Annotated in this window: 20 protein-coding genes and 4 pseudogenes; 19 read left to right on the plus strand and 5 right to left on the minus strand. The window is 29.5% G+C overall.

From position 1 onward, the window contains the following. Positions 1-36: 36 nt before the first annotated feature. Positions 37-1,238, minus strand: a pseudogene (locus tag JJC03_RS07755) (IS256 family transposase). A 131-nt stretch (positions 1,239-1,369) separates the two neighbouring features. Continuing rightward, positions 1,370-2,269 (minus strand): gliding motility-associated ABC transporter ATP-binding subunit GldA, encoded by a 900-nt coding sequence (gene gldA, locus JJC03_RS07760; RefSeq protein ID WP_235874278.1) that lies wholly within the window; start codon positions 2,267-2,269, stop codon positions 1,370-1,372. Between the two features lie 266 nt (positions 2,270-2,535). Here gldA and JJC03_RS07765 point away from each other — a divergent pair, with 266 nt between their 5' ends. The 6 genes and pseudogenes from JJC03_RS07765 (at position 2,536) to aroA (ending at position 7,710) form a co-directional block, all read left to right on the plus strand. Then, positions 2,536-3,411 (plus strand): prephenate dehydratase, encoded by an 876-nt coding sequence (locus JJC03_RS07765; protein ID WP_235874279.1) that lies wholly within the window; start codon positions 2,536-2,538, stop codon positions 3,409-3,411. Beyond that, a pseudogene (locus JJC03_RS07770) lies at positions 3,411-4,493 on the plus strand (chorismate mutase). The gene JJC03_RS07765 and the pseudogene JJC03_RS07770 overlap by 1 nt, the downstream one beginning before the upstream one ends. A 98-nt stretch (positions 4,494-4,591) precedes the next feature. Beyond that, the gene (rsgA, locus tag JJC03_RS07775) at positions 4,592-5,551 is read left to right on the plus strand and encodes a ribosome small subunit-dependent GTPase A (protein ID WP_088398246.1); all 960 of its coding nucleotides are present in this window, start codon (positions 4,592-4,594) and stop codon (positions 5,549-5,551) included. 116 nt (positions 5,552-5,667) lie between these two features. Next, a complete protein-coding gene (dtd, locus tag JJC03_RS07780; RefSeq protein WP_088398247.1) occupies positions 5,668-6,120 on the plus strand; it encodes a D-aminoacyl-tRNA deacylase in 453 nt (150 codons plus the stop codon). Then, the gene (locus JJC03_RS07785; RefSeq protein ID WP_088398248.1) at positions 6,120-6,446 is read left to right on the plus strand and encodes a nucleotide pyrophosphohydrolase; all 327 of its coding nucleotides are present in this window, start codon (positions 6,120-6,122) and stop codon (positions 6,444-6,446) included. The genes dtd and JJC03_RS07785 overlap by 1 nt, the downstream gene beginning before the upstream one ends. Before the next feature lie 2 nt (positions 6,447-6,448). After that, positions 6,449-7,710: pseudogene (gene aroA, locus JJC03_RS07790) on the plus strand (3-phosphoshikimate 1-carboxyvinyltransferase). Here the strand turns inward: aroA and JJC03_RS07795 are convergent. The 3 genes from JJC03_RS07795 to JJC03_RS07805 all read right to left on the minus strand — a co-directional run bounded on the left by JJC03_RS07795 (position 7,707) and on the right by JJC03_RS07805 (position 11,309). After that, positions 7,707-8,456: a LytR/AlgR family response regulator transcription factor gene (locus JJC03_RS07795; protein WP_235874280.1), complete on the minus strand. Its 750-nt coding sequence runs from the start codon at positions 8,454-8,456 to the stop codon at positions 7,707-7,709. The pseudogene aroA and the gene JJC03_RS07795 overlap by 4 nt on opposite strands. Beyond that, positions 8,449-9,444 carry a sensor histidine kinase gene (locus JJC03_RS07800; RefSeq protein WP_235874281.1) on the minus strand — a complete coding sequence of 332 codons (996 nt, stop codon included), beginning with the start codon at positions 9,442-9,444 and terminating at the stop codon, positions 8,449-8,451. The genes JJC03_RS07795 and JJC03_RS07800 overlap by 8 nt, the downstream gene beginning before the upstream one ends. Before the next feature lie 209 nt (positions 9,445-9,653). Next, positions 9,654-11,309 (minus strand): two-component regulator propeller domain-containing protein, encoded by a 1,656-nt coding sequence (locus tag JJC03_RS07805; RefSeq protein WP_235874282.1) that lies wholly within the window; start codon positions 11,307-11,309, stop codon positions 9,654-9,656. Positions 11,310-11,473: 164 nt separating this feature from the next. On the opposite strand from JJC03_RS07805, the gene JJC03_RS07810 reads away from it, so the two are divergent. From JJC03_RS07810 to JJC03_RS07870, 13 genes and pseudogenes are all read left to right on the plus strand, one after another. After that, a complete protein-coding gene (locus tag JJC03_RS07810; protein ID WP_235874283.1) occupies positions 11,474-11,734 on the plus strand; it encodes a hypothetical protein in 261 nt (86 codons plus the stop codon). Positions 11,735-11,817: 83 nt separating this feature from the next. After that, positions 11,818-12,174, plus strand: coding sequence for a hypothetical protein (locus JJC03_RS07815; protein WP_235874284.1), 357 nt, complete (start codon positions 11,818-11,820; stop codon positions 12,172-12,174). A gap of 107 nt (positions 12,175-12,281) precedes the next feature. Further along, a complete protein-coding gene (locus JJC03_RS07820) occupies positions 12,282-12,656 on the plus strand; it encodes a hypothetical protein (RefSeq protein ID WP_235874285.1) in 375 nt (124 codons plus the stop codon). A 17-nt stretch (positions 12,657-12,673) separates the two neighbouring features. After that, complete coding sequence (locus tag JJC03_RS07825) at positions 12,674-13,114, plus strand: lipocalin family protein (protein ID WP_088398253.1); 441 nt, start codon at positions 12,674-12,676, stop codon at positions 13,112-13,114. Between the two features lie 759 nt (positions 13,115-13,873). After that, positions 13,874-15,304 (plus strand): T9SS type A sorting domain-containing protein, encoded by a 1,431-nt coding sequence (locus tag JJC03_RS07830; protein WP_088398254.1) that lies wholly within the window; start codon positions 13,874-13,876, stop codon positions 15,302-15,304. A gap of 128 nt (positions 15,305-15,432) precedes the next feature. Beyond that, the gene (locus tag JJC03_RS07835; protein ID WP_165624270.1) at positions 15,433-17,028 is read left to right on the plus strand and encodes a LamG-like jellyroll fold domain-containing protein; all 1,596 of its coding nucleotides are present in this window, start codon (positions 15,433-15,435) and stop codon (positions 17,026-17,028) included. Positions 17,029-17,186: 158 nt separating this feature from the next. Beyond that, on the plus strand, positions 17,187-18,236 hold the full coding sequence (queA, locus tag JJC03_RS07840) for a tRNA preQ1(34) S-adenosylmethionine ribosyltransferase-isomerase QueA (RefSeq protein WP_088398256.1): 1,050 nt from the start codon (positions 17,187-17,189) through the stop codon (positions 18,234-18,236). Between the two features lie 580 nt (positions 18,237-18,816). After that, positions 18,817-19,062: a hypothetical protein gene (locus tag JJC03_RS07845; protein ID WP_235874286.1), complete on the plus strand. Its 246-nt coding sequence runs from the start codon at positions 18,817-18,819 to the stop codon at positions 19,060-19,062. Positions 19,063-19,091: 29 nt separating this feature from the next. Then, a pseudogene (locus JJC03_RS07850) lies at positions 19,092-19,589 on the plus strand (DNA/RNA non-specific endonuclease); the annotation flags it as partial. Between the two features lie 185 nt (positions 19,590-19,774). Next, the gene (gene kynU, locus JJC03_RS07855; protein WP_088398258.1) at positions 19,775-21,046 is read left to right on the plus strand and encodes a kynureninase; all 1,272 of its coding nucleotides are present in this window, start codon (positions 19,775-19,777) and stop codon (positions 21,044-21,046) included. A gap of 52 nt (positions 21,047-21,098) precedes the next feature. Beyond that, positions 21,099-22,007: a PepSY domain-containing protein gene (locus tag JJC03_RS07860; protein WP_235874287.1), complete on the plus strand. Its 909-nt coding sequence runs from the start codon at positions 21,099-21,101 to the stop codon at positions 22,005-22,007. 8 nt (positions 22,008-22,015) lie between these two features. After that, entirely contained in the window at positions 22,016-22,417 is a 402-nt protein-coding gene (locus tag JJC03_RS07865) for a hypothetical protein (protein WP_235874288.1), read from the plus strand. 169 nt (positions 22,418-22,586) lie between these two features. Then, positions 22,587-23,156 carry a T9SS type A sorting domain-containing protein gene (locus JJC03_RS07870; protein WP_235874289.1) on the plus strand — a complete coding sequence of 190 codons (570 nt, stop codon included), beginning with the start codon at positions 22,587-22,589 and terminating at the stop codon, positions 23,154-23,156. Positions 23,157-23,215 lie beyond the last annotated feature (59 nt).

Raw genomic sequence — 23,215 nt, forward strand, 5'->3', positions numbered from 1 at the left:
ACAAAGTGTGTAAGTTAAAAAGTTTAGGCTTGGATTTTATAATCTGAGCCTTTTTTCAAATATAAGATTAAATTGGTTTAAAACAATACCCCAATTTTGTATTGGCATCGACCATTTTTTAGTTGCTTCTTTTAAGGCAAGGTAAACCGATTTTATTACCGCCTCATCTGTTGGAAACGACATTTTGTTTTTGGTGTACTTGCGAATTTTCCCATTAAGATTTTCAATTAAATTTGTGGTATAAATAATTTTGCGGATTTCTAACGGGAAGTCAAAAAGATGGTTAATTCGTCCCAATTTTCCCTCCAAGATTTGATAGCATATCCATATTTAGATTCCCATTTTTGAGCAAAATCTTCTAGAGCTAACTCGGCGGCTTGTTTTGTTGGTGCTGTATAGACTAGTTTCATGTCGGTTGTAAATTGCTTTTTATCTTTCCATACGACATATCTACAAGCATTTCTTATTTGGTGAACCACACAAATCTGTGTTTGTGATTCAGGAAAAACAGAACGTATGGTTTGAGTAAATCCGTTTAAATTATCGGTAGCCGTTATTAAAATATCTTCCACTCCGCGGGCTTTTAAATCGGTTAAAACACTCATCCAGAAGCTTGAACTTTCATTCTTACCTAACCACATACCAAGAACTTCTTTTCGTCCTTCATGATTAAGTCCTACTGCTAAATAGATAGTTTTATTGATTACTTTTGAGTTTTCACGAACTTTGAAAACAATTCCATCCATCCAAACAATTAAGTAAACTTCATCTAATGGTCTGTTTTGCCAGGTTACTATCTCACTTGCTACTGCATTAGTAATTCTTGAAATGGTAGAAGTTGAAATGTCAAAATTATACATTTCTTTGATTTGCTCTTCAATATCACTAACACTCATTCCTTTAGCATAAAATGAAATGATAACATTCTCTAAACCATCAATAATATTATGTCTTTTAGGGACTAAAACAGGTTCAAAACTACCTTCTCTATCTCTTGGGACTTTAATTTGATCTTCTCCAAAGGAAGTCTTAATCTTCTTGGTTCCATGACCATTACGATAATTGCCGTCAGAGGTTTTTTGATGTTTTTCGGTATCTAAGTGAGCATCTAGTTCGGCATTGAGCATGTGTTCTACTGCTCGTTTATGCATTTGCTTAAAAAAGGAAGATAAATCTTCTCCATTTTTAAAGGATTTAAAAAAATCCTTGTTGTTTAATAAGTCTTCTTTGTCTATCATAACTATGTAAATATATAAAACGTTAAAAAGTTATTTCCGAAAAATTTTAGCTCTTTTAAGCGAGCTAATTTTTCAGAATAACTTTTTAACTTACACAGTTTGTGTTATACTGCCTATTATAGAATACCTCTTTAAAAATTATTTTGTTTTTCCCTGAAAATACTTTCTAAATTTTTATTCTTTTGTGTAAGTTGTAATGTTTTTAAGCCATTAAGTTGTGCAAAGTCAAAGAGTATTGGTCGCATATCATGTTCAGAATTAAAATGTAATTCCCAGTAATTTCCAATCTTCTCATATGAAATAATATTAGGTATTTCATTAATCATTGATTCACTAACTTCTTGATCAAACTCAACTTCTATTATTTGTTCATTCGATTCAGAAATTAAATGCTGAATTTGATTATCAGCTACAATTTTTCCTTGATTAATAATAATAACGCGATCACAGATAGCTTCCACTTCTTGCATGATATGAGTAGAAAGAAAAACGGTTTTATCTTTTCCTATATTTCTAATTAAATCACGGATCTCAATTATTTGATTAGGATCTAGACCAGTTGTAGGTTCATCTAAAATAAGTACCTCTGGATTATGTAATAATGCTGTAGCTAAGCCTACACGTTGTCTATACCCTTTGGAAAGGTGGCTGATTTTTTTGTGACTTTCAGGACCTAAACCTGTAAGTATAATAACTTCCTCTATACGAGCCTCATTAACTTTATACACATTTGCATTAAAGCTTAAATATTCCCGAACATAAAGATCTAAATATAAAGGATTGTGTTCTGGAAGATAGCCTACAGATTTTTGAACATCAAGAGTTTGTTCCTTGATATTAAATTCGTTCACTTTTGCAAGACCTTCATCTGGAATGATATAAGTTGTTAAAATTTTCATTAAAGTAGACTTTCCAGCTCCATTTGGACCTAAAAAGCCAACAATTTCTCCTTTGTTTACTTTAAATGTAATGTTGTCTAATGCTTTTTGAGCACCATAACTCTTAGAAATATTTTGAACCTCTATAGACATAAATTGCTAACTATTTAGAGCAAAAATAAGAAAAACGCTTAAAAAGATTTAAATAGTTTTCTGTTTAAAAAAAAATACTAATTTAGCTGGACGCAAAAAAAACGTATGAACCATTTGGTAACATTATATAACAACTTCTTTTATTACTTCTTTTGGAAAGAAGCGGGGTTGTTATGGTGTTAACTGAATAAGTTTAGATTTACAATACTATACAATCCCGAAGTTTTCACTTCGGGATTTTTTTTTATTAATTTTATCAAAAGTATATGAAAATTACAGTCGCTATTCAAGGTATCAGAGGATCATTCCATCAGCAGGTTGCCCAAAATTATTTTGGAACAAATATTGAAGTGGTTGAGTGTAAGACTTTTAAAGAGGTGGCTAAACTCTTAAAAAAAGGAAAGGTTAATTATGGTGTAATGGCAATAGAAAACTCTATAGCAGGTAGTTTAATCCCTAATTATGCTTTGATAGATGAAAATCAACTTAATGTATTAGGAGAGTATTTTTTAAAAATAAGCCTTAACCTAATGGCTTTTCCAGGACAACAAATTGAAGATATAAAAGAAGTACATTCTCATCCCATTGCTTTATTACAATGTGCTAAGTTTTTAGAAAAATATAAACATATTAAAGTAATAGAAAGTTCTGATACAGCTATTACTGCAAAAAAAATAAAGGAAGAAAAATTAAAAGGAATTGCTGCTTTAGCAGGGCCAATTGCGTCTGAAGTATATGATTTAGAAATTTTAGCAAGAGAAGTACAATCAGTAGAAAGTAGTATTACTCGTTTTATGATTTTAGAAAAAGCAAACTCTAATACAACACGAAATAAGGTTAATAAAGCTTCTGTAAAATTTGAATTAGATAACAGACCAGGAGGTTTAGCAACAGTTTTAAATGTTATGAATAATTGTAAATTGAATTTAACAAAAATACAATCAATGCCAATTGTAGAAAAACCTTTTCAGTACTCTTTCTTTGTTGATGTCGTTTTTGAGGAATACAATTATTTTGAAAAAGCAAAAAGTATTTTAGAACTCATGACTACTCATTTTAAACTTTTAGGAGAGTATCAATCAGGCCATATGCCTATAAATGAAAATAAATATGATCAGGATTTAATTTTAATGGACGTATAATGGAAATAAAAAAAGAAAACAGAAAATGGTTTGATGATTTAAAACTAAATCATCCCCTTGTAATTGCTGGACCTTGTAGTGCAGAAACAGAAGAGCAAATTTTAACTGTAGCCCATGAACTAAAAAATAGTGATGTAAGTATTTTTAGAGCAGGTATATGGAAACCTCGTACAAGACCAGGAGGTTTTGAAGGGGTAGGCGAAATAGGACTAAAATGGTTAAAAAGAGCTAAAGAAGAAACAGGAATACTAATAGCAACTGAGGTAGCAACCGCTCAACATGTAAAATTAGCTTTAGAATACGATGTAGATCTGCTTTGGATAGGAGCCAGAACAACTGTTAATCCTTTTGCAGTTCAAGAAATAGCAGATGCTTTACAAAATACAGACAAAATCGTATTACTCAAAAACCCAGTTAACCCTGATTTATCTCTTTGGATAGGAGGTTTAGAACGATTATACCAGGCAGGAATAAAGAAAATAGGCGTTATACACAGAGGATTTTCTACTTATGAAAAAAACAAAATATCGTAATAATCCAGAATGGCAAATAGCAATTGATTTACAAAATAAGTTTCCAGAATTAGTCATTATTTGTGATCCGTCTCATATTACAGGAAAACGAGATATGATTCAGGAAGTTTCTCAGCAAGCACTTGATATGAATTTTGATGGATTAATGATTGAAACACATTGTAATCCCGATCAAGCATGGAGTGATGCACCACAACAAGTAACACCTCCAACATTAAAACAGATGTTCTTAGATTTAAGAGTCCGTAAAATAGATGAAAATTCAGATGATTATCATCAACGTATTTCTAAACTTAGAACTCAAATTGATGATTTTGATGAAAAGTTATTAGAAATCTTAGGTAAACGTATGAAAATAGCTGATCAGATAGGTTTACTTAAAAAGAAAAAAATGTCGCGATTTTACAAAATAGCCGTTGGAATGAAATTCTTGAAAAGATAATTACTGATGGAGAAGCAAAGGGTTTAAGTGAAGAATTTATACTAAAAATATTTAAAACGATTCACCAAGAAAGTATTGCTCACCAAGAGAAAGTATATAAATCATAACATAATTAGAAAGAGGATTAGTAAATTTTGATTTTTGATTTACCTACATTTGCAAGAGTTTTAAATCTAAATTCGTTAATCCTCAACCATTCATTTAAATGACAGGAATTGTTTATAAATCTACTGGAAGTTGGTATACTGTGAAAACAGAAGAAAATCAATTTTTAGAATGCCGTATTAAAGGAAAATTTCGTATTAAAGGAATCAAAAGTACCAATCCTATAGCAGTAGGAGATGTGGTAGATTATGAATTAGATACCTCTGCGGATCAAACCGTTGGAGTTATAACGAATATTCATGATAGAAAGAATTATATAGTTCGTAAATCTGTTAATCTATCAAAACAAACTCATATTATTGCTTCTAATATTAACGTTGTTTTCTTATTGGTTACAATTAATAATCCTGTAACAACAACCAGTTTTATTGATCGATTCTTAGTAACGGCTGAAGCTTACGGTATTGAGGCTATTTTAATTTTTAATAAAATTGACACATATGATGAAGCAGCATTAGATGATCAATTGTTTTTACAATATGTATATTCTACCATAGGATATCAATGTTTACGAGTTTCTGCTAAAGAAGGAAAAGGAATTGAAGATTTAAAATTACTCATGAAAGATAGAGTTTCAATGTTTTCCGGGCATTCAGGAGTAGGTAAATCAACTTTAGTTAATGCTTTAGAACCTACTTTAAATCTAAAAACAAAAGAGATTTCAGAACAACATCAGCAAGGGCAACATACGACAACATTTGCAGAAATGTTTGATTTAAGTTTTGGTGCTAAGATTATAGACACGCCGGGGATTCGTGGTTTTGGAGTGGTTGATATGGAAAAACAAGAAATTGGCGATTATTTCCCAGAATTCTTTGCTTTAAAGAATCAATGTAAATTTAACAACTGTTTACATAAAGAAGAACCACATTGTGCTGTAAAAGATGCGTTAGATGCTGATCAGATAGCATGGTCAAGATATAATTCATATTTACAAATTTTAGAAGGAGATGATGAAAATTATCGTAATGATATCTATAAAAATAATACCGAAGAATAGGTAATAAAGCTAAAATAAGAATAGTAATTATCATTAAAAATGAGATTAAAAAATCTTGTATGAAAAGAGAGGATTAATAGAAAAACAAATATTTAAAATCATCATTCATAATTAAAATGAGAGCCATTATACAAAGAGTTTCGGAAGCATCTGTAACAATTGAAAACAAAATGGTTGCTAAAATTAATAAAGGACTTTTAGTTTTAGTAGGTATCGAAGATTTAGATTCACAAGAGGATATAAAATGGTTAACATCTAAAATAGTTAATCTTCGGATTTTTGGAGATGAAAATCACGTAATGAACTGTTCTGTAAAGGAAGTGAAGGGAGACATAATTGTGGTAAGTCAATTCACATTACATGCTCAAACTAAAAAAGGGAATAGACCAAGTTACATAAAAGCATCAAAACCTGATGTAGCTATTCCTCTGTACAACGCTTTTGTAAAACAAATAGAAATAGATTTAGGAAAATTAATACAAACAGGTCAGTTTGGAGCAGATATGAAAGTAGCTCTAATTAATGATGGACCTGTAACTATAATCATAGATACTAAAAATAAAGAATAATGGATTTAAAAAACGCTCAACAAGAAGTAGATAATTGGATAAAAAATCACGGAGTTCGTTATTTTAATGAATTGACTAATATGGCACAGCTTACAGAAGAAGTAGGCGAAGTAGCTCGTATTATAGCTCGTCGTTATGGAGAACAATCTGAAAAAGAAAGTGATAAAAACAAAGATCTTGGCGAAGAATTAGCAGATGTTGTTTTTGTTGTTTTGTGTTTAGCCAATCAAACAGGTGTTGATTTACAGGCAGCTTTTGATAAAAAAATGGATATAAAAACAAAACGTGATCATGATCGTCATCATAATAATGAAAAATTAAAGTAATTGTGAATCTTGGATTAAAAAAGTCAAAAGTTAAAAGTCAAAAGTTAAAACTTAAGATAACAGGAAGTAAGTCTGAAACGAATCGGTTATTGTTATTGCAAGCTTTGTATCCAGAAATTGAAATAGAAAATATCTCAAACTCGGATGATTCTGATGTAATGCAAGATATTTTAGCTAAGTTTAAGCAGAAACTAGATGTGTTAAATTTTAAGTATGATATAGATACTTATGATGTTCATCATGCTGGAACTGCTATGCGTTTTCTAACCGCTTTTTTTGCTATTCAAGAAGGAGCAGAAGTTGTTCTAACAGGTTCGCCTAGAATGAAAGAGCGTCCAATTCAGATTTTAGTAGAAGCGTTAAATCAATTAGGTGCTGAAATTCTTTATGAGGAGGAAGTAGGGTTTCCTCCATTACGAATAAAAGGCAAAAAACTTAATAAATGTAAAGTTAGTCTGCCAGCTAATGTAAGTAGCCAATATATTTCAGCCTTGTTATTAATTGCACCAAAATTAGAAAATGGATTGGAATTAACTTTAGAAGGCGAAATAACATCTATTCCTTATATTAAAATGACTTTAGCTTTGCTAAACGAATTAGGGATACAAACTTCTTTTGATCATAATATTATCAATGTATGTTCACAACCTTCAATCCTTAACTCACAATTTACAATCGAATCTGATTGGTCATCAGCTTCTTATTGGTATTCGATTATAGCACTTTCTCAAGTTGATACAGATGTAACACTTTTAAACTATAAAAAAACAGTTTACAAGGCGATGCTATTTTATCTGAAATTTATCGTGATTTTGGTGTTCAAACTATTTTTAATTCTGATAATACAATTACAATATCAAAAAAAGAGAATTTTAAATTATCTACTTTAAATTGTCAATTAAATGAATCGCCTGATATAGCTCAAACGATAGCTGTCACCTGTTTTGGATTAGGGTTAAGTTGTAATTTATATGGTTTGCATACACTAAAGATTAAAGAAACGGATCGTTTAGAAGCTTTAAAAAAGGAGTTGATTAAATTAGGAGCTGAAATTTTAGTAACTAACGAATCATTACACTTACAGCCTTCTACTTTCATAAAACAAAATATAACCATTAAAACGTATCAAGACCATAGAATGGCTATGGCTTTTACGCCTCTTGCACTTCGGGTGCCAATTATTATAGAAGATGCTGAGGTTGTAAGTAAATCGTATCCAGATTTTTGGAATGATTTAACAACTATGGGGTTTTCTATATATTAACGTTTAATGATTTCTATAGTTTCTAAAATGGTTTGTATCTTATCAGTTCCAATGGGTAGATGCAAACCATTTTGAATTTCAATACTCCCTCCATCAGACTTATTGTATGATTTTATATAGTGAGTATTTAGGATAAAAGATTTGTGAATGCGAATAAAATTTCTTTGCTCACAAATAATATCTTCAAAGTTTTTAAGATTTCGGCTTACTAGTAATTTTTCATTATTTCTAAAATGTATTTCAGAATAAGCACCTTCTCCTTTTATAAATAAAATATCATTAACTTCTATAAAAACTAAACTATTACCTGATGGAACCGCTATTTTTCTAAAAGTTTCATCTTTTAAATTTTCTTTTAAAATGGCATATTTATCTATTTTTTCTTTTTCTTTAGAAAAACGAGTTGCTGCCGCTATTAATTCCTCTGGATTTATTGGTTTAAGAAGATAATCTATAGCTGAAAATTTAAATGCTTGTATGGCATATTCCTGATAAGCAGTTGTAAAAATAATTTTAAAATTTATTTCGTTTTCATCAAAAAAATCCAATAATTCAAGTCCGCTATGTCCAGGCATTTCTATGTCTAAAAAAATTAGATCTGGTTTGTTTTTTCGAATAGATTTTACACCTTCAGGTAAATTCTCACATTCAGCTATTATGTTTATTTGAGGACAATATTCTTTTATCAAAATTGATAGATTCAATCGAGCTCTTTTTTCATCATCTATAATAATTGCATTAATCATGTTCTAAAGGTATTTGAATGATTACAAGGGTGCCATTTGGCAATTGGTGTTCCGTTAACTTATCTATAATTTCGATTGAAATGTTTTTTTGATTGTATTCGTTTAATAGATTTATTCGATTCTGTAAAGCGTTAGTAGCAAATGATTGATGTTTTTTATTTTTAATTTCATTTAGTTCATGGCTTTTTTTTCTTCCAATTCCGTTATCATCGATTAAAATTTTTAAACTGTTATTTTGTAAAGTAAAATGTATTTGTAATTCTTTTCTTCCAGGTTTGTGTAATAGTCCATGTTTTACAGCATTTTCTACATAAGGTTGCAGAAGCATAGATGGAATTTTATATGTATCTATATCTAGTGCTGATTCTCTTTTAATTGAAAATAAAAAATCCTCTTCAAAACGAGCTTTTTCAATTTCTAAATATAATCGTAATGTTTTAATTTCATCAGCTATAGTTATCCAGTCTTTTTCTGTCATTTCTAAAATTGTACGTGTCAAATTGGAAAACTTTGATAAGTATTCTATTGCTTCTTTCTTTTCGTTAGCAACAATGTAAGACTGTAAAGTATTTAATGCATTAAAGAAAAAATGAGGGTTCATTTGCGATTTTAATGCTTTGAGTTTGGATTGATTTACATTTTTTTCCAAGTTAATTTTATCTAACAGCAGTTGGTTTCTTTTCTTTATTTTAGCTAGTTGCCATTTAAAAAAAGAATAAATTAAGCTTATAAAAATGATAAGAATTAAACATATGAAGGAATAGGATAACCAAAAAGGTTTACTAATATTTATGATTAATTCAGTAATAGAAGATTTTTTATTATTAATTACCGTTTGAAACTTTAGCTCATGTTTGCCAGATGAAAGGGTATTTAGAGATAAATTTCGTGCATCTTCATCCGCTAAAATCCATGTAGAATTATCTATAGAATAGTATAATTTATTTTTTTGATTAGGTATATATGATAATATAGAATAGTTCAGCATAATATTATTTTGTGTATGATGTAAGCTATTTAGTTTATTAATGGCTATATTTTTTCCATTTACTTGAGCAGAGTTTATAATAAACTTAGCAGGTGAAATTTCCTTTGCTTTTTCTATAGGAATAGAGAGAAATCCTTTTCGAGTTACCCCTATTAAGGTATTGTTATATTCAATTATATCTGAAATCTCATGTTCTGGAGATATTGAAATTATTTTTTTGTGCTATTGTTTTTTAAATCAAATGAATAAAGACTAAAGGATGTAATAATATACAGTTTTGAATTTGAAAATTTAACTTTATTAATTGATTCGTTGTTTATATTTTCTCGAATAATTATTTCTTTTACGTGATTATTAGGTTCTATTGAATATAATTTTTCAGTACTCGTTATTGCATACGTTTTATCTCCTATGTTTTTTATTTTGGAAAAAAATAACTTTTTATTTTTTGTCTTTATTTCAAAAATTTTATTTTTAGTAACAGCAAATAAACCATTATTAGTGGCATAGTAAATAGTGTTATTAAAAGGATTATAAGTAGCTGATTTACCTTGGATACCGTTTATAATAGGAATGATTGTTTCTGTTTTATCTTTAGCCCAAACATCCCATTGATCCTTATTATTTGTATTTTTAATTAATCCACAAACACCACTTGCGGCAAAAACATAATATTTCTCATTCAGTTTTTGAGCATCTTTTAATGCAATTATATTTTCTTCTTTTAGAGCATTTTGTAAGCTAATTTTTTTAAAAGTATTGGAAGTAAAATATAAATTTTTTAAATCAGATGATAAAAAATAGATTTCATGATTACTACCTCCATCAAATATTTTTTTAAATATTCTTAAGTTTAAGTCACTTCTGTATAGTTTATCATCAGTACAGCCGATAAAAATAGAAAGACCATTAGTAGAAAGTGTTAACGGTTTTTTATTAAAAGGAATAAAATTGTTCCGAAGGTTAGGAACTAAAAGAAGACCATCACTAATGGTAGAAAACCAATAGTTATCTTCATGATCCTTAAAAACATACGAAATATTAAAATCAGTTAAATAACTATTTTTAGTATTAATGTCGTTTTTTGTGTATTTTATAACACCTTGAGTGGTGCAAATCCAATTGCATTTTTTATCATATGCTAAATTTTGAATAAACGTAAAATGACCACTTATTTTTCTTTTATAAAATTTATTTTGTCTGATCTCGAAAAAGTAATTAGCATATTTAGAAACTAATAATAATCCATTATTACTTTCTTGTAAAATAGGAGCAGGGTAATTTTGACTCACTTCTTTAGGAATAGCAAAATGATTAATAGACAAATCAGGAGAAATTGTAGTAAAATCATCTCCTAAAAGATAGAAGTTAGAATTTGAAAAATGAGTAGCAAATAGCTTTTTTGTGTTAAAAGCAATTTTTTTATAAATGCTTAAATTTTTTAAATTATAAAAGACAATATGATTTTGTTCTAAGACAATAAGATGTTTTTTTGTCAATCCAAACTTTACAAAACCAATTGTATTAGTATTATTTAAAGATTTTAATTGGTTCTTTTCAACATAATATAAATAACCATCAAAATTGCTATACCATACTCTACCATAAAAATCCTCTTGTATACAAGAACCCGCAACAGAAGTCTGATTTTCATTCGTATAAGTTAAAAAATATTTACCATCATATTTACAAAGCCCCTTATTAGTAGCAAACCACATAAACCCCTTTCTGTCTTCAAAAATATCATATACGCTATTAGAAGGTAATCCTTTAGCCTGATCAATTTTATAATAAAATGGATTTTGAGCCTTAAAGGATACAGAAAAAAATAAAATAAGGAAAATGAATAATCTTACGTACAGCATATTTGCAAAAATAATTTTTTTGAGATTATCCAGCTTTATCAGTTAACCAAAAGAGGTTTGTAGTTAACATTTTTTATTCGTTAACCCAAAAAAGGGTTTTATAAACTTTCAAAAAATACAGACTAGTCATCAAAATACCTTTGTTTCATAAAATTAAATATCTTATGAATACAAAATTAATTAAAACGATGTTGCTACTCTTATCTATAAGTAGCGTGTCTATAACCTATGCTCAGTTTGGTAAACTCTTAAACAAGGTTGCAGAAAAAGCTTTAGGATCACCAGAAAATGATGCTAAAAAGGCTATTACTCCAGATAAAAAAGATTTAAAAGCTTTAGAAGAAGACGCTGCAGATTCTTTTTTAGAAAATCAAGTTTTTAAAAAGAAGGCCCAAGTGGGATTTATTACGCTTCAGTACCATTAGGAATAAAAAATATAGTTGATGACAAAATATTAGCAGTTAAGAAAATTTATTTAGAATTTGATGATTCTAATTTTAAAGCTAATATGTATACTCGATACCATTTTCAAAAGAAAAATGGAAATCCTATTATAGATGCACAATATACAAGTTGGATTAGTTCAGGAATTGGCGGAAAAGCAAAAGCAATGCTTTTACAACAAATGCGATCCAAAGGAATTATACATTATAGAGAATGTTATATGCCTGATATTGCCTACGTACAATATCGTACTAAAAATCCTGCTGATGGTGTAAAGAAAGGAGAAGTAAAAGGATTATTACAATTAGAACCAGGTCTTTTTATGTCTCTGACGAACCTTATGCAGCTTCTGAAGGAAATCCTTATGGTCATAACTTATTTGAAGGACAGCAGTATTTATTCTTTTATAAAGCAGGTCTAGAAGATAAAATTAAAAATTATCCCCCAGCAAAAATTGCACAAATTTTTCAAGAAATAGAAAAGAAAAAAGAAGAAGCTTATACAGCAGATAATTCTTTGCCTAAAAAAATGACTCCAGCTCAAGCACCTTCTCAAAAAAGTATTATGGATGCAATAAAAAAACGAGTTGAGGATTATAATTGGAAAGAAACCCCAATTTATGGCTACCCTATTAGTGAGTGGATACCTCAGTATAAAAACCTACATAACGGTAATGGAGAATATCTAAAAACCTTAACCTCAAGAATAATGTCTATTGTTGCCTTATTTAAAAAACCTGATGGAACTTGTGGATTTATGAATATGCAAATAGAACAGCAAAATTCATATTCAAAAGCAGGTGATCTAAAAGAAAATTTTGTTGCACCACCAATTGATTACGCTAATTCAGGAATAGACCCTATTCCATGTGAAAAAATAATGATGTATAAGCCTAAAAATTAATTTTAAAATAAAAACAAATGAAAAATATATTAAAAACAGCCTCCTTGTTTATCCTAATCATTCTCTTAAATGCTTGTACTAAAGAAGATGAAAAACAAATAGATACTCCTATACCTACAATAATAGGCAAGTGGGAATTTTCTAAAAAGATTTCTTATAATAAGCAAGGACAGGAAGAAGTTTCGGATTATGTTAACCAATGTATTTCCCTAAAAGATAATATACTTTTAGAAGCTAATAACTCTTATGTAGAAACCTTTAGTCGGACTAATTGTCAGCCAGAGATTAATAAAACTACTTATGGTTACGAAAATAATGAATTAAAGTTAGAAAATTTTTCATACAAACTAAAAATACTATCCTTAACTGGTAATGAATTAAAAATACAATATCTGTATAATTCTTCCGTACTAAAAGCAGGAGAACCTCAGGTCTATCTACTGATCAAAAAGGAATAGAAGAAAAATAGAATAAGTATAGTTAGTTCACTTTTTTAAGAAAAAAGCTGTCCAAAAAGTACGCAATCTTGTCATTTAGATCAAAGGGATAAATGGCATAGTGATGATTATGAGACTACTACGTAAGTAGGAGTGACAAACTGTGTGTTGATTTTTTACTTTTAGGACAGCCTCTTTTTAGAGATATAATTAGAAGCCTTTTTAATATCATCCTAAGAAATGAAACTATTTAGCAAAAATAAATTAGAAATCTTTCTGGTCTTTTTTTATGTAACCATTTTTATTGGAATTTTTTATTCCTGTAATTATAGAAAAGAAATAAAAAATGAACAAAAATTAAGAAAGGTAGATCAGAATAAAATACTTAACTCAATACAAAAAAATCTGAATTCATTAAGATAAAGGCTTATAATGTAGTTCTAATAGTTTTAATAGATAAGCAACTTGATAGTTTAAAATATCATATGTGCGAAGCGGAATATGATGTTTTTATTAGTGAAAGTACTTCTATATTAATCAAGCTGAAGAATATATTCAGATGATCCATTAAGAAATAATAGAGGTGAAATCAGGAAAAAAATAGCCTTTATTACTCAAACAGGAATACAGTTTCCTCTTTCTACTAAAGGCTACTATGGGAAATAATTATATTTAATAGCATTACACCACCAGAACAAATAGATGTTACAAATCTACAAGAGGAAATGATAAGAGTATATAATAAATCAAAGAACTAAAATATCATATTATTACTAACAAATGAAAACAAATAAAAAAATTAGACATATATTATTTTTCAGTACATTATTTTTTCATACAATAATAATTGCTCAAACTTATGGCGCAATTGGATATGTAAAAGAGGGAGCCACAGGAAGTGGAACTTCATGGTCAGACGCATCAGGAGATCTTCAAGCACTTATAAACAGTAGATGTTATTCTCAAATTTGGGTTGCAGGAGGAACTTATAAACCCAATAGAAAAGCAGATGATTTAAGTACAATTACACCAAATAATCAAAACAACGCTTTTGTAATAGGAGGAGTGATGAATATTTACGGAGGTTTTGCAGGAACAGAAGCAAGTCTAGAAGAACGAAATTTATCAATAACTTCCAATGAAAGCATATTGAGTGGCAATTTAGGAAATCAAAATTACTCAAGAGACAATGCTTATCATGTCATTATTCTTTCAGGATATGTAACCCTTGATGGTCTCACCATTGCAAATGGTGTTGCATCTTGTTATGATGATTATACAATCGTAGATGGATATACTATAAATGGAAGAAGAGGAGGAGGAATTTATATTCTTGACTCAAAAAATACGATTAGAAACGTAACCGTTAGAAATAATTGGGCAGAAGAAGAAGGAGGAGGAATGTATATAGGAAGAAGTTCAAATCCTCGAAATTTTTTAACATTAATTAATACTGTTTTTTGGAATAATTCTACTACAGGTAAAGGAGGTGGTATTTTTTCTTTTTCATCACAACCTAAAATGACAAATTGTGTGTTTTCTAATAATTATGCTCAAAAAGGAGGAGGAGGTATTTGTGCTAGAGAATCTTTAGCCAGTATTTATAATACGATATTCCATAATAATAATACCCCATTTGATTTTTTAGGGCATGATATTTTTGTAGATGATTTTAATTATCCAATAGGAACCGTTCTTATATATCCAGATGTCCATTATTCAATTTTGCAAAATTATAGACTAAACGCATCCTATAATAATAATTATGTAGGGAATTATCAACCCTTCACAGATCCTCTAAATGGAGATTTTACATTGAAAAAATCATCTTTTGCAGTATATGATACGGGAACTAATTTAGTTCCAGGAATAACTATGCCTACTAAAGATAAGGCAGGTAATCAACGTATTGTTAATCAAGTAATAGATAGAGGAGCATATGAATACAAAAGTTATCAAAGACTAAGCGAAATTACTCAGGAAGATCTTGTTACAGATGTTTGCCTTTCGCCTAGTCCTGTAGTTGATAATCTAGATATAACAATAAATCATGAAATTAAAGCAATAGAAGTTTACAATTTACAAGGACAAAAAGTACTATATGATAATCAAAAAACAATAAATATGACATCTTTAAAATCAGGTGAATATATAATTTATATCCATGATCAAACAGGAAATACAACTATAAAAAAAATAATAAAACAATGATTTTACATTGCTTCAGAAATAGTTTGAAAAACAGAAAAGCTCTTTTGGTTAATTTAAAATCAGGTTTGGTAAACCTATCTTATACCATTTTTTTACCTATTCTACATTTGTCCAAAAAAATAAATACCATGAAAAAAATTATACAACTTTTAATTCTTAGTCTTGTGCTTGCTACAAATGCACAAACACCACTTTATCATTTTAGTTTTGATAATACATTATCAGATAAAACGAATACATTCAGCTTTGTCAGAAATCCAGGAGTTGCCAGTACCACAAATCCTACTTATTTGAATAGTTATAATGGTTCAATAGGGCTGCAAATAAGCGGAGCTTTTAACGTACAAGCAAATTTACCCAATTTACCACAAGGAAATGATTCAAGAACTATTATGATGCGTGTTAGTTCATTTCCTATGAATAATGTTGAAAATCCCTTTTTTCATTATGGATCTGTAGCTTCTACACAGAGTTTTGGTTTAAAACATGATAAAGTAAATGGAGGAAATATTACCAGTTTTTTTGGTGGTAATGGTAATCAAATGACCCTAAATCCTGATGGTATGGATACGAATTCCTTTTATTTACTAACCGTAACCTACGATGGTTCCGTAATAAAAGTTTATAAAGATTCAAAACTCTTATTTAATTATGGCGCAGCTTTAAATACTCAAGGGACAATCTTTAAAATAGGTCAGTTTTTACAAAATGTGAGCACTTCTAATTCTGTTGGATTTAGAATAGATGATCTAAAAATATTTAATACCTGTTTAACAATTCAACAAATTAGTAAAGAATACGTATATAACTCAGATTTAAATAATGGATTAGTAGCATTTTATGATTTTGAAAATAACTTAAATAGTCTAGACGGAATTCATAATCTTCAACCTAGTGGAACTCTTGAATATAAGACCAGTATTGATGGAGGTCAAGCTGTATCATTTAATGGAACCTCTTTAGCCTATAATACAACTTTAAATACAGCTATAAGTCAACAGAATTATACTATTTGTTTTTGGGAATTTAGACCATATCCAGCAACAACTGCGTATAGTACAAGTTATGAGCTTTTTGGTTCTCAGTATTTTAGAGTAAGACAATCAACATTAAGAATTTCAGCAGCTTATAATGCTACGACTAGTATGCCTGAAATAGACTTAAGAAACAGCTCCTTTCTAGGTTTATGGAAACATTATGCAATTACTTTTTCAAAATTAGCTTCCAGTACCAATATTGCAGTTTATGAAGATGGAATTTTAAAATCTTCATCAAATATTACACAAGCTGCAGATTTATACAAATTTAATGATAAGTTTACTATAGGAAGCGGAACTGATGCAATGGGTAATTTTATGAGTGTTAAAAATGCAAATTTATTGATGGATAAAATGTTTATCTATAATAGAGTTTTAAAAGAATATGAGATAAACCTAATCAAAGATCAGCATCAAAACGCTTTAAGTTATACCTCACTTTCTTCGTCAGATTTTAATAATAATAGCATAAAAGCTACATTATATCCCATACCTACACAAAATATCTTAAATATTGATATTGAAAATGACATAAAATCAGTTGAAATATTTAATTTACAAGGACAAAAAATTTTCTATTCTAATAATAAACAAATAAACATAAGTTTTCTTAATGCTGGAGTTTATATACTCAGAGTAGAAGATATTAATAAAGGAATTGCTACAAAACATATTATTAAAAACTAAGTTTTTTCCTAGAAATCCTCTGAGGGGTGTTCAAGTAAAAAAGGGTTTAAAAAAATAAATCTTAAATTACTTGACAACCCCTCTTTTGCAATTGTATATTTGCACCCTTGATTTTCAGAAGACTTCTGGAATCTAATTTCTAAAATCTAAAATAAAGTATGAAGTTATCAAATTTCAATTTTAATTTACCAGCTGAATTATTAGCTGAATACCCTGCGGAAAATCGTGATGAATCTCGTTTAATGGTAGTGCACCGTAAAACAGGTGAAATTGAGCACAAATTATTCAAGGATATTATTGAATATTTTGATGAAGGGGATGTAATGGTAGTAAATAATACTAAAGTATTCCCTGCGCGTCTTTATGGTAATAAGGAAAAAACAGGTGCTCGTATTGAGGTATTCTTATTAAGAGAGCTAAATGCGGAGCAACGTTTGTGGGATGTATTAGTAGATCCAGCTCGTAAAATTCGTATTGGTAACAAGTTATACTTTGGTGATGATGATTCATTAGTAGCAGAAGTAATTGATAATACAACTTCTCGAGGAAGAACATTACGATTCTTATATGATGGATCTTATGAAGAGTTTCGTCAAAAATTAGTAGATTTAGGAGAAACACCAATTCCTAAGTATATTAATCGTGAAGTAACAGAAGAAGATGCAGAGCGTTATCAAACTATCTATGCAAAAGAAGAAGGAGCTGTTGCAGCACCCACTGCTGGTTTGCATTTTTCAAAACACTTAATGAAACGTTTAGAAATAAAAGGAATTAACTTTGCTGAGGTTACACTTCATGTAGGTTTAGGAACTTTTAACCCTGTGGAAGTAGAAGATTTATCAAAACATAAAATGGATTCAGAAGAAGTTGTAATTTCTGATGAAGCTTGCGAAGTTGTTAATAAAGCTAAAGTTGGTAAAAAACGTGTGTGTGCTATAGGAACTACCACTATGCGTGCTATGGAAAGCTCTGTTTCTTCTAATAAAACATTAAATCCTTATCAAGGATGGACTAATAAATTTATTTTTCCTCCTTATGATTTTTCAGTTGCAGACTGTATGGTTACAAATTTTCATACTCCTAAGTCAACTTTGTTAATGATGATCTCAGCTTTTTGTGGTCATGATCTCATGATGAAAGCTTATAAAGAAGCAGTAGAACAAAAATACCGTTTTTATTCATATGGTGATGCAATGTTGATTTTATAAAAATTATCTTCATAAAATAAATAAAAGGCCGTTCAAAAAATATAGAAAAGTAATTAAGAAATTTACCCTTAATTAAAACAAATATTTTTTGTACAGCCTTTTTTAAATATTTTAATATCTATCTAAGAAGATACAAATATTTAGGAAGTAAATAAATTACGCGTATAATAAACCTTACCATTGTACATAATGTCTCTCTTAGTTTATTTATTTTAATAGATTAAATTTCTTTTCAAATCCCATTAATTAATTTTAGACTGACAATGATTAAATAAGAAATATTTTTTGTTTACAAAAAAATATTATAAAGCTTTTTAGCAAACAATAGAGAGCCTATTTTTGGATGATTTATTGTAGTCCTAGTATTAATAAAAGGCGCGTTTCGTTATCAGTACAAATCAATTCTTTTTTATAGGTAATAAAAAGAAACATCGTTTAGGAGAGTATTGTTTTAGTTGTTAGTTTGTTTTTTTTATAACATTAACTTAACATTAGATCAGTTTATAAGAAGTACCTTTGCCGGAATTTTTTAAAAAACCTAACAAAAATGAAAAATCTTAAAAGACTAACTTGTCTTGTTTTGGCATGCCAAACATTAGTATTTTGTTCTCGTGAAGATGCAGCAACTAGTTCTAGCCCTGAAGCTAAAGCGGAAATTCAGAGAAAAATTGAAAAAGCATCATCTGTAGATAATGGGGATATGATGCTAGGAAATCCATCTAAAGCTAATCAAAATGATTACGATAACTATTTATTAGGTAAGGATAATTACACTCTTTCTTATAATAATAAAAAGGAACACCTAACTGGACAAGTTGGCATTTAAATCAAAAAAATTTAGGATCAGCTAGTAGAGCTAATGATTTTAGAGCAGATAATGTGTTATCTTCAGGAACTTTCTTTTTAGTGTCTCCAAACCATTACAAAGACAGTGGTTTTGATCGTGGTCATATGTGTCCTTCTGCTGATAGAACAAATACATTTCAAGCAAACTCAGAAACTTTCTTAATGACAAATATGGTGCCTCAATCACCTAAAAACAACCAACAAACTTGGGAAGGATTAGAAGAGCGTTTAAGACAATTTGTTAAAAATGATAACAAAGAAGTTTATATTGTTGCAGGTCCTAATGGTCAAGGAGGTACGGGTAAAAATGGAGGAATAACGAAGTTTTTAGCAAATGGTAAAATTTGTGTTCCTGCTAGTACTTGGAAAATAGCTGTAATTTTAGATGAAGGAGATAATGATTTAGCTCGTATTGATAAAAATACTACAATCATTGCAATTGATGTTCCAAATAATCAAAATATTGATAGAGATTGGAAAAATATGTTGTTAAAGTTTCTGATATAGAACAAAAAACAGGTTTTTCTTTCTTCTCAAATATGACTTCAACTGTTGCTAAAGCTTTAAAAGCTAAAGTGTATTCAGGAAGTTAATAATATTATTACTTAATGTTAAAAAGCTGCTTATTTAGATGAGCGGCTTTTTTTGTTTTCTATACTTTCCGTATCTTTGCTGGCTGAAAACGAATTAAAATGATTTTTCAAAATACACTCGCTTTTGCACAACAATTAGATGAACAGGATGAATTAAGACATTATCGTTCTGAATTTATATTCCCTCAACATAATAAGAAAAATGTAATATATTTTACAGGAAATTCGCTTGGACTACAACCTAAAAGTGCTAAAAAATATGTGGATGAGATAATGAATGACTGGGCTAATCTAGCTGTTGAAGGGCATTTTTATGCTGAAAAACCATGGTGGGATTATCAAGAACGTTTTGCAGAACCTTTAAGTAAAATAGTAGGTGCTAAACCCAATGAAATAACTGTAATGAATACTTTAACAGTTAATTTACATTTATTAATGGTATCTTTTTATAAGCCAACACCAACACGTTACAAAATTATTTGTGAAGAAAAAGCATTTCCTTCAGATCAATATATGTTTCAAAGTCAAGTGAAATTTCATGGTTTTGATCCTAAAGATGCTATAGTAGAAGTTAAATCACGTGAAGGAGAACATAATATTCGATTAGAAGATATTATAGCTAAAATAAATGAAGTAGGAGATCAGTTAGCGCTTGTTTTATGGGGAGGAGTGAACTACTATACAGGACAAGTTTTTGATATGAAAACAATTACTAGTCAAGGCCACAAAGTAGGAGCCAAAGTAGGATTTGATCTAGCTCATGCAGCTGGAAATGTAGAATTAAAACTAAATGAATGGAGTGTAGATTTTGCTGCTTGGTGTTCTTATAAATACATGAATTCAGGTCCTGGAAACGCTTCAGGATGTTTTGTACATGAAAACTATCATCATGCTGATTTACCTCGTTTTGCTGGTTGGTGGGGACATAATAAAGAACGAAGATTCAAGATGGAACCTGATTTTGATCCTATTCCTGGAGCAGATGGTTGGCAAGTAAGTAATTTACCCGTGTTATCTTTAGCACCTTATTTAGCTTCTGCTGAAATGTTCGCTGAAGTAGGAATGGATAAGTTAATTAAAAAGCGCAATCAATTGACCGCTTATCTGGAGTTTATACTCCGTGAAATTGATCGTCAAATTCTTGGAACTGAATTTGAAATAATTACCCCTACTAATCAGAATGAAAGAGCCTGTCAATTATCAGTTTATCTACACGGACAGGGCAGAAATTTATTTGATTATCTTATGGCTAATGGAGTAATTACAGATTGGCGTGAGCCTAATGTAATTCGTTTAGCACCTGCGCCATTCTATTGTTCGTACGAAGATATGTATAGATTCGGAGAAATTCTGATTAAATTTTTAAAATAATAGGTCATATCGAAACCATTTTTATGGTTGTTTATGACAAAATTAATTATATATGAAGAAAGAATTGTTTCCTATTGTGTTATTAGTCTTTAGTAGCTTATTTTTAAATGCACAGACTACAAATAAAGAAAAAATAGCATTAGATTTTATTTATGGTAAATCCCATAATAATGAAAGAAGAACAAAAGATGAATTTAAATTAAGAAATGTAAGAAAAGGAAAATCAGGAGAAACATTACGATTTCAGCAAGAATTAAAAGGAATTCCAATATTTGGGGCTGAATATATTGTAAATTTTAATCACGATGAAAAAATAGCTTTTTCATCTAACAGTTATAATTCTGATGTAGAGAACATTGAAACCACCCCTTCTTTAAATACAGAAGCAGCATTAAAAAGAGCTAAAGAAAGCTTAGATGCTAAAGGGAATTTAGTATTTCAAGAGTCAAAACTTTTTGTTTATAACCTTGAAAAACCTACTAGATTAGCTTATAAAATTAACTTACAATATGATGATAAACCCGGAGATTGGGAAATATTTGTTAATGCTCAAACAGGTGAAATCATAAGTTTAAAAAATGTTGCAGTTTACCACCATAGAGAAGATAAAAAAAGCAATAAAAAAATAAATGATTCTAAAATACCATATGCTTTTAGAAACGGATCGGCTATGGTGTTTAATCCTGATCCACTCTCAGTTACTAAAAGTACTTATGGTGTAGGAGATTATATAGATAATGGTGATAATACGAATGAAAGTTTAGATAATGCTAGGGTGAATGTTATTTTGCCAGAAATAACGTTTGACTCTAGGGCAAAATTATATAGATTAAAAAGTTCATATTGTGATATAGGTGATTTTGAATCGCCTAAAGAAGGATTTTTGAGCAAAGATCTGAAGTGTTTGATTTTACACGAGATAAGCGAGGTTTTGAAGCAACTAATGCTTTTTATCATATAGATAATAGTTTGAGATATATACACAAAACTTTAGGAATTACCTGTCTTCCCCAAAAAAACGATGGATTAGTCATATTTGATCCTCATGGACAAAATTCTGAATATATAGCCTCTTCAGATAGGATATCACTTGGTGTAGGTGAAATTGATGGAGGAGAAGATGCAGATGTAATTTTACATGAGTTAGGGCATGGAATACATGATTGGATGACTGGAGATCGTAGTTCATTTGTTCAAGGTCTTGGTGAAGGATGTGGAGATTATTGGGCTCAATCATATAGTAGAAGTTTAAATCAATGGTTGCCAACTGATAAAGAATATGATGTTTTGTTTAATTGGCAAGGTAATGGTGAATCATGGGAAGGACAAAAAGAACTACAAATTATAAAGAAAAATATCCTCAAGGATTAAAAGGCTCTATACATACTGATGGTCAAATTTGGGCTACATCTTTAATGAAAATTTATGATGTAATTGGTAGAAAAAAACAGATACAGCTTTTTTAGAAGGATTAGCTCTAACTAATTCTACGACAAGCCAAGCGCAAGCAGCTAGAGCCTTCCGTCAAGCAGCTATTAATATGAATTACCCTTGTTCTGATATTGATACCATAACAAGAATATTCAATGATACAGGTTACGGATTAGACGCAGTACCCTTTATATTAAATCTTCCTGCGAATAAAGTAGAACAAACAGGAGCAGGAAATATGTTCCCTTTACCTGATTATAGATTACAATGTAATGCTATAGTTGCAACTTGTGATGCTGTTTTAACTCAAAATCCTTTGCCAAATACAAATTTAGCTCCAGGAGAACATCTAATTACCATCACTGCAACTTCTCCTTCAAATAGAATGGCACCGGTAAGTAAAACATTTAATTTAACTGTTCAAAGCAATTTATCTAATGATCAATTTGTAAAGCTTGATTTTAGTATTTCACCTAATCCAGCAACTAATACTATTACACTTAGAGGAGAAGAGCTGATCGCTAAAAAAATGGAAATATTTAATTTATTAGGCCAAAAAATTATGGAAAAAGAAATGATGTCAAATGAAAATACACTTGATGTATCATCGTTACATAATGGTATCTATTTTGTTAAATTTCAAGGTTCAACTAAAGCTAAAAAATTTATAAAAAAGTAGTTTAATCAGAATAAGAGCCTAGATAAAACAATGAACCTATCGTTACCGCTTTAACTTCT

Source organism: Flavobacterium oreochromis (genome assembly GCF_019565455.1).
Lineage (GTDB): Bacteria > Bacteroidota > Bacteroidia > Flavobacteriales > Flavobacteriaceae > Flavobacterium > Flavobacterium oreochromis.